Annotated in this window: 9 protein-coding genes; 6 read left to right on the top strand and 3 right to left on the bottom strand. The window is 60.7% G+C overall.

The window, feature by feature from the left end; genetic code table 11:
• Positions 1-271: 271 nt before the first annotated feature.
• The gene (locus ACLIVD_RS38070) at positions 272-1,210 is read right to left on the bottom strand and encodes an alpha/beta hydrolase (protein ID WP_491933159.1); all 939 of its coding nucleotides are present in this window, start codon (positions 1,208-1,210) and stop codon (positions 272-274) included.
• 336 nt (positions 1,211-1,546) lie between these two features.
• On the opposite strand from ACLIVD_RS38070, the gene ACLIVD_RS38065 reads away from it, so the two are divergent.
• From ACLIVD_RS38065 to ACLIVD_RS38050, 4 genes are all read left to right on the top strand, one after another.
• Entirely contained in the window at positions 1,547-2,110 is a 564-nt protein-coding gene (locus tag ACLIVD_RS38065; protein ID WP_491933158.1) for a cupin domain-containing protein, read from the top strand.
• A 47-nt stretch (positions 2,111-2,157) separates the two neighbouring features.
• Positions 2,158-3,666, top strand: a complete 1,509-nt coding sequence (locus ACLIVD_RS38060; RefSeq protein ID WP_491933157.1) for a CoA-acylating methylmalonate-semialdehyde dehydrogenase — start codon at positions 2,158-2,160, stop codon at positions 3,664-3,666.
• On the top strand, positions 3,663-4,133 hold the full coding sequence (locus ACLIVD_RS38055) for a VOC family protein (RefSeq protein ID WP_491933156.1): 471 nt from the start codon (positions 3,663-3,665) through the stop codon (positions 4,131-4,133). Before ACLIVD_RS38060 ends, ACLIVD_RS38055 begins: the two co-directional genes overlap by 4 nt.
• A gap of 170 nt (positions 4,134-4,303) precedes the next feature.
• Entirely contained in the window at positions 4,304-5,173 is an 870-nt protein-coding gene (locus ACLIVD_RS38050) for a mycofactocin-coupled SDR family oxidoreductase (protein WP_491933155.1), read from the top strand.
• Positions 5,174-5,314: 141 nt separating this feature from the next.
• Here ACLIVD_RS38050 and ACLIVD_RS38045 read toward each other — a convergent pair whose 3' ends face one another.
• Positions 5,315-5,989, bottom strand: coding sequence for a TetR/AcrR family transcriptional regulator (locus ACLIVD_RS38045; protein WP_491933515.1), 675 nt, complete (start codon positions 5,987-5,989; stop codon positions 5,315-5,317).
• Positions 5,990-6,565: 576 nt separating this feature from the next.
• Between ACLIVD_RS38045 and ACLIVD_RS38040 the strand changes: the two genes are divergently transcribed.
• Both ACLIVD_RS38040 and ACLIVD_RS38035 read left to right on the top strand, forming a co-directional pair.
• The gene (locus ACLIVD_RS38040) at positions 6,566-8,068 is read left to right on the top strand and encodes a long-chain-fatty-acid--CoA ligase (RefSeq protein WP_491933154.1); all 1,503 of its coding nucleotides are present in this window, start codon (positions 6,566-6,568) and stop codon (positions 8,066-8,068) included.
• Positions 8,069-8,478: 410 nt separating this feature from the next.
• Positions 8,479-11,757 carry a protein kinase domain-containing protein gene (locus ACLIVD_RS38035; protein WP_491933153.1) on the top strand — a complete coding sequence of 1,093 codons (3,279 nt, stop codon included), beginning with the start codon at positions 8,479-8,481 and terminating at the stop codon, positions 11,755-11,757.
• Positions 11,758-11,978: 221 nt separating this feature from the next.
• Here the strand turns inward: ACLIVD_RS38035 and ACLIVD_RS38030 are convergent, their stop codons facing one another.
• Positions 11,979-13,232: an IS256 family transposase gene (locus ACLIVD_RS38030; RefSeq protein WP_491933152.1), complete on the bottom strand. Its 1,254-nt coding sequence runs from the start codon at positions 13,230-13,232 to the stop codon at positions 11,979-11,981.
• Positions 13,233-13,254: the final 22 nt, after the last annotated feature.

Below are 13,254 nucleotides of genomic sequence, written 5' to 3'. Positions count from 1 at the left end.
TCAAGAGACGATCGGCTCAGGCGAGTTTACGTGGGCAGAGGCCCGCCGAGTGGTGTTCCGAACCCGCGAACGACACTCCGCGATAAAGGAACTGGCCTCTGCTGGTATGTCGATCTCGGTGATCGGGCGGAAACTCTCCCTGAACCGGAGAACGGTACGGAGGTTCGTCCGCGCCACGGACGTCGAGGAGTTGCTGGCCACGCGGGCTTCCGGACAAGCCTGCTCGACGAATCCAAACCCTATCTGCGCGCATGGCTGCTCGACCCATCACCTAGCGCAGCAACCTAGACAATCCTTCCGCGAAGCCAGTAATAGCACGCTCGCCCTCATCCACCACGCCGGCTAGTAGAAAGAAGCTATGAGGCATGCCCGCATACTGGTGATGGACGACTGCAACGCCCGAAGCATGCAACTTGGACGTATATCGACTGGCATCATCTGACACTGGATCAATCTCTGCGTTGACGATAAACGCCGGCGGGGCGCTGGTCAGATTCATACTGAACAATGGCGAGAGTTCCGACGACTCCCGAAGCCACACGTCGGGCACGTACTGATCGATACACCATTCGAGTGCGGCACGCGAAAGAAGAGGCGCCGACCCGTATCGGTTCACCGAGTCACTACTCAAGGTCAGATCTAGCACCGGGCACAGAAGTCCCTGCGCCTTGACCGACGCACCGTCTGTACGTGCGCTGAGAGTCGCTGCGGTCGCCGCTGCGAGCATTCCCCCCGAGGAGTCTCCAGCAACCGCCAGCGCTTCACCGTCAATTCTCAGTTCATCAGAACGATCGGCCACCCAGCAGAACGACTCGATCGCATCTACGTGAGCGCACGGATAGGTGTTTTCGGGCGCAAGGCGATACGCCACCGAGATCACGCGGAGAGCTCCCTGGACGCTCAACTCGCGACACAGTCGGTCATGAGACTCCAGGCCGCCCCTGACGAAACCGCCACCGTGGAAGTACACGACACCCGGCACTGCTGCGGTTGCGCCTTTAGGGGAGTAACTCCGGGCCTTGACTACCCTCCCGCGGAGGGGAATCTTCAAGTCCCTCACATCGCAATGTGGATTGCGATCACCCGCCAAGCCGATCAACTTTTCGCCGCCCGCCCTGTACGCGGCGATGGATACGTCCCACGGCTGCACCGGCGGATTCGTTGATAGGGACGCCAGCAACTCAAGTACCTGAGGGTGCAGATTACTCATGAATGTCCTTCATAGATGTTCTCGCGGCACCTACGTGTTCCCGTAGCGGACTCACCAGTCGTCTCCTCCACAGCTGCTGTCAGAGGCGTACGACCCTCGTCGGGTCACACGCCGGTGTCTCAACTCTGCACCGAGCGTCGGCGTTAGTCAACATAGTGTCGATTATGTGGGCAGCAGTGGTTTGCTCTGCGTCAGCCCGCACCGCTATCACCGTGTGACCTGCAGGTACGTCATTAACCGACAGAGTGTTGACTCTTCTCGACTGTGAGTCTAATCTCAAAAATGTCCAAACCGTGACGTCACTCATCACCACGGCAAGCAACGAAAGGGACCCTCATGGTCACGAAGTCCGATGTCGACCAGATTCAGCCGACGACAAACCGAGACGGAGAGAGCTACGTCTCCCACCGCAGCGATGTGCATTTCAACATGACCGGCGACTTCATGACCGGTGTAGATTTCTGGATTCATGCGACCGGTGAAACCACCAATGGCCAGCTCATCATCATTGAGACCAACTGGGTTCGCGGAACCGAGCCGGTCTGGCACATCCATCACCGCGAAGAGGAAGGCTTCTTCGTGATGGACGGTGAAATCAAGATCCACACCGAAGACGGGTCCTACAATGCCGGCGCGGGTCAATTCGTCTGGGGGCGCAAGGATCAGCGGCACACCTACGAGGTAGTCGGAGAAGAGGCGAGGATCCTCGTGATCTTCGTTCCGGGCCCCGAGAGCCGCGGATTCGAACCCGGCGGCGGCATCGACAAGTACTTCTACGAAGCGCGCGATCGCGAATTGCGCACTCCGGAGCAGCTAGCCGCAGAGGTTGAGAATCTCAAGACGAACTATGGCTTGGAGATGTTCCCAGAGTTGCCGCACCCCCGGGACGCCAAAGCTTAAGCGGCCAAAGAACAATCAACTCGCCTCTTCGTGACTATGGAGTTTCTGTGACTACAAACGATGTCCATCTTGCAACGGTGCCGCACTGGATCGCTGGTGCCCCCTCCAGCTCGACGAACGGGCGGAGGTCGGAGATTGTCGATCCAGCCACGGGTCACGTACTGAGGCTTGTTGAGCTGGGAGGCGCTGCTGTCGTCCACGCGGCTGTGACCAGCGCCCGAAGCGCTGCGGGGGCCTGGGCTTCGACCCCGGCCCCCGTGCGCGCGACGACTCTGCACCGCTTCCGCGCCCTGATGCTTGAACACAGTGAGGAGCTTGCATCGATCATCACCTCGGAGCAGGGGAAAACCCTCGCGGACGCGAGAGGGGAGGTCGCCCGTTCTGTCGAAGCTGTCGAAGTTGCGATATCTGTAGTACAGCACCTCAAAGGTGAGTACGCAGAACAGGTCTCCAGAGGAGTCGACACATACTCGTTCCGCCAACCGCTCGGAGTGTGCGCTGGTATCACCCCATTCAACTTCCCCATCATGGTGCCGGTGTCAATGTTCGCGGCCGCGATCGCCTGCGGTAACTCGTTCGTGCTCAAACCAAGCGAGAGGGTGCCGTCCGCCTCGGTGCGGCTGGCGCAACTGCTCGCCGAAGCCGAGCTCCCCGACGGCGTCTTCAACGTCGTGCACGGTGGCGTTGACGCGGTGAACGCGTTGATCGAACACCCGGACGTCACTGCCATTTCCTTTGTGGGCTCCACCCCCGTTGCGCGTGAGATCTACCGCCAATCCGCCGCTGCCGGCAAGAAGGTTCAGGCACTGGGTGGAGCGAACAACCATATGGTCGTCATGCCTGACGCTGACCTGGACGCAGCGGCAGACGCACTGGCGTCCGCTGCATACGGCGCCGCCGGCCAGCGATGCATGGCCGTGCCCATCGCGGTAGCGGTCGGGGAAGTCGCGGACGAGCTAGTTGCCAAGACCGCTGAGCGGGCCACAGCCTTCCGTACCGGACCGGGGAATGACGAAGGCACCGACATGGGGCCGCTCATCTCAGAGGTCGCCATCGAACGAATCAGAGGTGCGTTGGAGGCGGCACCTAGCCAAGGGGCAAACGTCGTTGTAGACGGCCGTGCCAACATAACGTCCGAAGCCGGCTATTTTATCGGCCCGAGCTTAGTCGACAACGTAAGCGTCGACAGTGACCTCTATCAGAAGGAGGTGTTCGGACCGATTCTGAGTGTGGTCCGCGTCGATGATCTCGACGAAGCACTTCGCATTGTGAACGCCAGCCCATATGGCAATGGTGCGACCATCTTCACCGCAAGTGGAGTGGCCGGTCGCCGATTCGCTCACAGCGTCCAGGCCGGAAGCGTCGGGATCAACGTTCCCATTCCAGTTCCGATCTCTTGGTTCGGATTCGGAGGTTGGGGCGACTCGCGATTTGGCGATGACGGACTCAACTACGATGCATATCGCTTCTACACCAAGTCCAAGGTGGTCACCCAACGTTGGACTGAACCCCGAATGGGCGTGTCCCCTCATTTCGTTGCCGCGAGGCATCAATGACGATGGTCAATCGCTCCCCGTCCTCGCCTTCCGAAGATGCTCGGGAAGGAAGCACTCCGCGGCTGGATCATGTGGGGATACTTGTCCGCGACCTCGAGTTGGCCACCACACGCTGGCAGAGCAGATTCAACGTCAGCATCGCGCACACTTTCGAGGCGCCCTCTCACGCCATCCGCGCGACGTTTCTGGCCATAGCGTCGGCCAATATCGAGCTATACACCATCGACGATCCACACGTTCTCGATCTCGCGCTGGGCCGAGCCTCGGCAAAGCTCGACCACATTGCGTTGCGGTTCGACGGAAACGCGAGAGAGCTCGATCTCGCTGGATGCACGATCCGCGGGCCCGGACGGCCGGACCCGATCGGAGCTCCTTTCCTCATCGCCGACTCCGAGCATGTATGGACCGAGCCACCTGGAATCGACGTACTGCTACAGCTCATAACCTCGACCGACAGCACACCATAGCGCTGCGAACGTTGCCTCCCGGAGGCCTTCCACCATGTGTGAATGTGGGGTGAGAAACCGGGGCCAGAACTGCACCGCGACTAGGCAATTCATACACAAGTGGCCACCCGGTACGCCGATTGACCGGGAAGCACAACCAATCCGATTCACACTCACAAGAGGAGAGACCAATGGGACGCATGGACGGGAAGGTCGCCCTGGTAACAGGTGCGGCACGTGGAATGGGACGGGCGCACGCGATCCGGCTCGCTGAGGAGGGCGCCAATATCCTCGCCATCGACTGTCCGCCGGACACCGGGCTCCCGTATCCGACCGGATCAGCTGATGACCTCCAGATCACAGTCAAAGAGGTCGAAGCACTGGGACGACGAATCGTTGCACACGAGGGAGATGTCCGGAAGCAGTCGTCGCTCGACAAACTGGTTGCTGATGGCGTAAAGGCATTCGGTGGTCTGGACGTCGCGGTCGCCAACGCCGGGATCTGGACCGTACACCCGTTCCACGATATCCCTGAAGACGAGTTCACGGCTGTTCTGGACGTCAATATCACCGGAGTGTGGCGCACCTTCAAGGCAGTGTCGCCGGCGATCAAGGAACGGGGCGGCGGTTCCATCATCGTTACCTCTTCCGGCAACGGCGTGGAGGGATCACCCCATTACGCCCACTATGTCGCGTCGAAGCACGGTGTTATCGGGCTGGCGAGAAGCGCTGCGCTCGAGTTTGGTCAGTACGGAATTCGAGTCAATATCCTGCTCCCAGGGCCGACTGATACTCCAGCCCTCGATTGGCAGGGCGGATATGATCTCTGTGCAGGTAAAGGCCCCGGGCAGGGTGTGAAAGAAGACCTCGAAGGCGCGAAGTACTGGTCTGCCCTTCGCGATGTCGGGTTGCTGCCACCACGCGCCATGAGCGAAGCGGTGCTTTGGCTTGCGTCCGACGAGTCTCGTTGGACAACCGGACTCGAGATGCACGTTGACGGTGGCCATATGCTGATGCCAGGTCTGAATATGGCAAAGATGGCCGCCGATCAACCACAGTAACAACTACGACGTATCTTCGACTGGAAGAGAACGCACTTCCTGAAGGTCCGCATTTCCATGAGACAAATTTGAATCGCATAAAATCGATCGCAGCGAACCGGTTTTTAACCAGTTCGCTGCGATTGCATTGAACGACCCGAACTAATCGCTCTTCGAACGGCCTCTCCATTCCAAACCAAATACCGTTCTCAGCCATACGGTGGTGACCGTCTCCACCATGTCTTCGGTGCGAATTGCATTCTCGCTTCGCATGCTCATAAGTCCCAGGTTTCGTTCGCCCATCCACATTAGCGCTGCCGCCAGTGAACGAGCCGGTGGTCCATCAATAGCTACACCCGTAGCTCTGTCGCGCTCGATTGCAGCGGCCGCGGCATCGATAAAACGACCCAGTATTTTGTCCCACTGGGCCTGCAAAGTGGGTTCGGCCGCCGCTGCATCACCGACCTCGCGGAGTACGTGTCCATGTCGCTCCCATACGACCATGACCTCCGACACTGCATGCTCGATGGCAGCCTCCGGAGAAATTCCAGGAGGTCGCTCGAAGATCATTGATGATGCAGTGAACACATCGGCAGTCACACTCGATAGAAGCGCCGAAAGAACCTGCCATTTAGATTCGAAATAAAAATAGAAGGATGAACGCGACAATCCTGCCCTCTTGGCAAGGTCATCAATCGAAACGTTTCGTAACGGCTCGGTGCGCAGAATCTCATAAGCACCCTCAAGGATTGCTTGCTCGCGCATGTCGCCCTTGAGATTGCGCCTGCCAGTCCGAGGTTCGGATCCGTTGAGACCGTTTGAGAACGAAGTCGCCATGCCTACAGAGTAGGCCATTTCAACCTGCGAACGTAGCCGGGGGGCCGCGACGTCAGTACACGATATGCACCGCAACGTCGTCCGAGACGGCCTCTCGGATTGCACGGGAGTTCGGTAAAACAATCGGGGACGAATTCCCAGGGCCAGTCTTGGCCAAGTTGGAATACAGATCCGATTTAATGTTCATGTAGCAAGTCAACGACTGGTGCGGAATTGGTGACGCGGCACCCATTCCTCGGCTCGACAATCCATGCGCCTTGCGTTGCAGAGTTCTCGGCTCGCGCGAGCGTCACCCATCGAGGCACCGCACTAAGTCGACCCTCCTTCCATTGCGTAGGCAAACATCTTGCTAAGTATCTCGACTGCACGTTGATCATACTCGACACATCGTTTATATTGTACGTACGTGAACCCCGAGGGGCAACGTTCATCGGCACGCCGGCGAAACCCCCTCGCGGGGTAGCTCGTAACTCGTAATTCAGGTCGGTTCGCTCACTTGCGCGAAGGTCGCGTCCCGAAGCGCCGGCGCATCCGTAGCCCTTCTGACGCCACGCCAATCCAGGAGAAGTCGTTTCGATGTCATCAAATCTCGCGAAAAATCTTGTCGAGACTGCTCGGCAACTGGGCGATCGACCCGCGCTCCGGCTTGATGAAACCACCTTAAATTATTCTGAGTTCTCTCGTACCGCTGCGGCAGTGGCGGGGGACCTGCGTTCGCGAGGTATTCGATCCGGTGATCGGGTCGGCGTCGTACTGCCGAACGTCCCTGCGTTTCCAATCATCTTCTACGGGATTCTGATGGTGGGCGCCGTCGCAGTTCCGATCAACCCCATGCTCAAGGAGCGTGAGATCACATATTACTTGGACGACTCTGGGATGGCTCTCATCTATGGCTCGCGATCTCGCGGGGATCTGGTTGTGAAAGCCGCACTAGCGAAGAAGATTCCCGCGCTCATGGTCGATGACCGTGGTCCGAGTGACGCTGATCTGGCAGGAAACCCGATCGATGAACCTGTGGAGCGTAGCCGTGACGACACCGCAGTTCTTCTCTACACCTCTGGGACGACGGGCAGTCCTAAGGGAGCGGAACTCACCCATGAAAATATGTCGACCAATGCTTCGACGACTGCCGAGACTCTGATTCAAACCGGGTCCAATGACGTCATCTTGGGGTGCCTGCCACTGTTCCACGTGTTCGGCCTGACCTGTGGACTGAATGCCGCGGTGAAGTCAGGAGCTCTCCTGACTCTGATCCCCAAGTTTGATGCGGAATCAGCCCTGCGTGTTCTGGTTCGAGATGAGGTTACAGTCCTCGAAGGGGTCCCCACCATGTACTCCGCGATGCTCAACTCTCCCGAGGCCGACTCCGTCAAGCTATCCCATCTTCGCTGCTGCATCGTGGGGGGAGCGCCGATGCCCGTCGAGGTCCTCAAGGCGTTCGAACGAAGATTCGAATGCGAGATATACGAGGGGTACGGACTATCTGAAACCGCACCCATTGCGTGTTTCAACCAGCCCGGACACCCACGCAAAGCTGGCACGATCGGGATCCCCGTGCGCGGATGCACGCTGCGGCTAGTCGACGACGACGACAACGAAATTGTCGAATGTGATGAGGCCGGAGAAATCCAAATCCGCGGTGAGAACGTGATGAAGGGATACTGGGCTCGTCCGGCTGCCACCGCGAAGGCCATGAGCGACGGCTGGTTCCGCACAGGAGACATCGCCACACGAGATAGCGATGGCTACTACAGCATCATCGATCGAAAAAAGGACATCATTATTCGGGGTGGCTACAACGTGTACCCACGCGAAGTGGAAGAGGTTCTCTACGAGCATCCAGCCGTTGCCGAGGCAGCTGTTGTAGGTATCAAACACGCGCATCTCGGGGAGGAAATCGGAGCTGCCGTATCACTCAAACGCGGAGCGCACGTCGAGCCGCTTGAGATAATCGAGTTTGTTCGCGCCAGGCTCGCAGGGTACAAGTACCCCCGGCAGATTTGGTTTGTCCCCAGCCTCCCAAAAGGACCGACCGGCAAAATTCTTCGCAGGCAGGTTGAGCCGCCCGCCGCGGGCTGACTCTTCACAGATCCGAACCGGCGGTGAGTTTGTCCGTAAGGACGCTCGCCTTCACTTTGGAAGGTTCTCTGGCGCTCAACACAGCGCTTCTTCGGGTTGCTCTTCGTCGCCTGCTCGATAAGCCCGGTGACCTTGGGGGACCTGGAGACCATCGCACCCGCTGCGCGATCTTCAGCCCGAAATCTATTCCGCCTGCGGAACAAGCTCGAGGCCTCGGCCGCACGGGTGGGGTCCGATCGCGCCGAGTTGATGCGTCAGGCGCTCAGCGTGTGCTCGAGGCACCCACGATGGAGCAGGCTGGCAATCGCGAGATCTTCCTCTGCGAGAAGAACAGAGCGCTAACCCTGCGCGGGTCGAAGTTGGGACGAGTAACTTCGAGTGGGCAAACAATCGGTAATCCGAGGGCCTTCATGATTGAGTTTGATCCCTTCGCTACCCGTCCGGATGTGGCCGGGTCGGTCGTCGCAGACTTGGCGGCGGCCGGGTTCGCCGACGCCGCGGAGATCGGGCGCGGGGGTTTCGGGGTCGTCTACCGCTGTCGGCAGACTGCGCTCGATCGCACTGTGGCGGTGAAGGTGGTGACCGGGGGCCTCGACGAGGACAGCCGTGCGCGATTTCTGCGTGAGCAGCGTGCCGCGGGTCGGCTGACCGGCCATCCCAATGTCGTCAACGTCCTGCAGGTCGGAGTAACTGAGAACGACCGGCCGTACATTGTCATGCCCTTCTATGCCCATGACTCTCTCGATGCACACATCCGCAGGCGGGGTCCGTTGAGACTGGAGGATGCGCTGCGCGTCGGCGTCAAGATCGCTGGTGCCCTCCAAGCCGCGCACGACCTCGGTATCCTCCATCGTGACGTCAAGCCGGCTAACATTTTGCTCACCGATTACGGGGAGCCCGCGTTGACGGACTTCGGTATCGCGCACATCTCGGGCGGATTCGAAACCACCGCCGGAGTTGTGACCGGATCGCCGGCCTTCACGGCACCCGAGGTCATTGCCGGTGGCGCACCGAGTCCGGCCGCCGATGTGTACGGTCTGGGCGCGACCGTGTTCGCCGCCGCCACCGGCCACGCTGCCTTCGAACGCCGGAGTGGTGAGCAACTGGTCGCCCAGTTCGTTCGGATCACGACCGAGCCGACGCCGAACCCGCGAGAGCACGGCATCGCGAACGATGTCAGCACTGTGATCGAGGCGACGATGGCAAATGATCCTGCCGGTCGCCCATCCGTTGAGGAACTGGGTCAGCAGCTGCGGCACCTGCAATACGAGCACGGCTTTCCGATCGACGACATGGCCGGCCGCACCTTTCACGACGAAACCGACAACAGCGCCTCCAGTCACACGCCACCGGCGCACCCACCGCACGATGATGAGTCACCAGCTGCTCATTCAGTCCGCACCGGGGCGCTGCCGCTGCAGTTGACCAGCTTCATCGACCGTCGTGAAGAGACGGCGAAGGTCACTAGCTTGCTGTCGACGGCCCGCATGGTGACCTTGACCGGGATGGGAGGGGTGGGCAAAACCCGTCTGGGGCTACGAGTCGCCGGCCGAACGCAATCGCGTTTCGCTGATGGTGTGTTCCTGATCGAGCTGGGCGAGCTGCGCGACGACTCACTTCTCGTAGCCATGGTGGCGGATGCGCTGGGTTTACGCGACCGATCCGCGAGGCCACTTCTCGAGGTCCTCACGGAATTCCTCGCCCCGCGCGAAGTACTGCTCGTTCTGGACAACTGCGAGCAGGTGCTCGACGCGGTCGCGAAACTCTCCGAAGCGCTGCTCCGCACCATCCCGGGCCTGCGGATGCTCCTGACCAGCCGGGAGCCGATCGGTATCAGCGGCGAGGTGGCGATACCGATCGCCCCGCTTACGGTACCCGACGCCGACCATCTGCCGAGACGGCTGCCCGGAAACGACGCGGTGGCACTGTTCGCCGAGCGGGGCGCCGCGGTCCTGCCCGGCTTCGAGGTCACCGACGACAACAAGGTGACCATCGCCCGGATATGCCAGCGCCTCGACGGCCTGCCGTTGGCGATCGAGCTGGCCGCCGCGCGACTTCGGGCGATCTCCCCAGATGAGATTCTGCAGCGACTCACCGACCGCTACCGGTTCCTGACTCGCGGACACAGAGACGCCCCGTCACGGCAACAGACCCTGCGGATGTGCATCGACTGGAGCTATGACCTGTGCACACCCCTGGAACAACTGATGTGGGCTCGCCTGTCCATGTTCGCAGGTAGCTTCGAGCTCAATGCGGCCGAGCAGATCTTCGGGCAGGACCCGACCGTTGACGATTTCCTGGACACCGTCACCTCTCTCGTCGACAAGTCGATTCTCATTCGAGAACAGTCGGCTCCGGTCGCTCGGTTTCGGATGCTCGAGACCGTGCGCGACTACGGCCGGGAGAAGATCCGTGCCGACACCGATTACTCCGAGCTGCGCACCCGATACAGAAACTGGTACGTACAGCTGTCCTCGGACGCCGAGGCTGACTGGGTCGGTCCGCGGCAACTCGAGTGGCTGACCCGATTGGTCGCCGAACTGCCGAACTTCCGACAGGCACAAGAGTTTTGCCTCTCCGAAGATCCCGAGTCCGGGCTTGGCATGGCCGCAGCGCTGTTCCCTCTCTGGTTATCGCGCGGTCTATTGACCGAAGGACGGCGCTGGATCGATCGGCTCCTGGCGCAGTCGCCCCGCACCGTAGGCGTTGACCGCGCCAAGGCAATACTCTGGGCCAGCGTGATGGCCGGAGTGCAGGGCGACTCGCAGGCATCGATCACCCTGATCCAAGAAGGACGGACACTTACCGATCGATCGGCCGATCCTCTGCTGCAGGCGCACATCGACCTTGCGGAAGGTTACCGGGCCTTTTACGGCGGCGACGTCGAGTATGCACAAATCCATTTCGAGGCCGCACGACCAACCTACGCCGCCGTGCCGAGCGCGCTTGCTCTCCACATCCTCTTGTTGCAGGGTCTCGGGTTCGCGTACGAGTTGCTCAATCACACTGAGCGCGCCATCGAATGTTACGAGAGTGCACTCGCGGTCACCGAAGAGCACGGTGAAGCAGTGCATCGGTCGTATTTGCTGTGGGCCCTGGCCGTGGTGGTGTGGCGACACGCCAATACCGAACGGGCGAACGAGCTACTCCAACAGGCGCTCCGCGCTGCGCGGAAAGTCAATGAGCGGCTCGTCATCAGCATGTGCCTACAAGCACTCGCGTGGATCGCTGCCGAGGAAGGTGCTTTCGAACGAGCCGTGGTGTTGAGCTCAGCTGCAGAAAACCTCAGCAATGCCATAGGGAGTTCCCCGATATTCGTATCTGGGTTGGTCCAGTACCGCGAGAGAAGCGAACGGGATACACGGAGAGCGCTGAGCGAAAAGACATTTGCCGCAGCTCAGAGAAAAGGGAACAAGCTGGGAGTGGAGTCCGCGGTCGCCTACGCACTCGGTGAGCAAAGTCCGGCGTCAAACACACCGACCACTGGACAGGCCGGTCCGACCAAGCGCGAGCGTGAGGTCGCCGAGTTGGTCGCCGAGGGGTTGACCAATAGAGAGATAGCGTCCCGCTTGACGATATCTGTGCGTACCGCGCAGGGGCACATCGAACACCTTCTTGCCAAGTTGGGCTTCACCTCGCGTGCCCAGATCGCTGCATGGGTGGTGGAATCACGGCGAATCACGCCCTGACACGATGCGGTACGGACGCTCAGTCTCTACAGGCGCCCGGAAATTCGTTGACGTTGGTCGATTAGCGTTCCAGAAGCAACACCGACACTACTCGGAGGTTGCGATGCAGGACTCGACACAGCGCGACGGAGGACACCCCGGCATTGCTCTGACGGAGAAGCGGGAACAGTTCGCGATAGCGCCCCGTGGGGTGGTGGGCTTTGAGGTCGAATCCTCGGTGCCTACTCGCCACGGTTGATCGCGGCGATGGCCTCAGTATCGCCGCTGGGGCCCAGCAACGCCATCGACCCCTCGGAGAGGTAGCGGCGCTCGCCGGACTGCCACTCGTCGTGCATGTCGGCCAGGACCGCACAGATGAGTCGGATCACGGCCGCCTCGTTCGGGAAGATGCCCACGACGCGGGCTCTGCGCTTGATCTCTTTGTTCACCCGCTCCAACGGATTCGTCGACCAGATCTTCGACCAATGCGCCCGCGGAAATGTACTGAACGCCACGACCTCTGACTTCGCCTGATCCATCAACGGACCGATCTTGGGGAACCGGCCAGCCAACTGATCGCGGACCTCGTCCCACGTCGAGGCGGCGGTCGCGGGATCGGGCTGGGCGAAGATCGTGCGAAACACCGCGGCGACCATGTCGGAGTGCGACTTGGGGACATGCGCCAACAGGTTTCGCGCGAAATGCACCCGACACCGCTGATGCCCCGACCCCTGGAACGAGCGCCGCAGTGCCGCGACCAGGCCGGCATGCTGGTCACTGATGACCAGTCGGACACCGGACAGGCCGCGTTTCTTCAGCGAAGCGAGGAAGCCGCGCCAGAACACCTCGTCCTCACTGTCCCCGACATCGAGGCCTGGGGGTACCACCCGCTTGCGGGGGCGGACCTCACGCGCACCCTCGGCGGTGATCCCCGTGGCGACCACGACCGCCACCGATGTCACCTGCGAGGAGCTGTTGCGTACGTGCAGGTAGGTCGCATCGAGGTAGACGTAAGGAAACGCGGTGTGGTCGAGCGGGCGGGTCCGGAACGCGCCAACAACTTCGTCGAGGCCCGCGCAGATCCGCGACACCTCGGACTTGGAAGTACCCGAATCGATTCCCAGAGCCGCCACGAGGTCGTCCACGCTGCGGGTGGAAACTCCGTGCACGTAGGCCTCCATCACCACCGCGTACAGCGCTTGGTCGATCCGTCGGCGGGGTTCGAGGATCGAGGGGTAGAACGAGCCCTTGCGCAGTTTCGGGATCCGCAATTGGACGTCGCCGGCTTGGGTGGCCACCAGCCGGGGCCTGGCCCCGTTGCGTTCGGTGGTGCGGGCCTCGGTGCGTTCATAGCGGCCCGCGCCGATCTGTTCGGTGGCTTCGGTTTCGATCAGTTCTTGCATGACCATCCGGACCGATTCACGGATCAGATCCACGCCTTCTCCGGCACGGAATGCGTCGAGTAGCTCGGACAGGGCAGACTGGGACAGGGCCATCGGTGCACCTCTTTCTTCGATG

Source organism: Rhodococcus sp. G6(2025), assembly GCF_058628105.1.
Note: the sequence above shows the minus strand (reverse complement) of the source record. Positions and strands in the feature narration are given on the sequence as shown.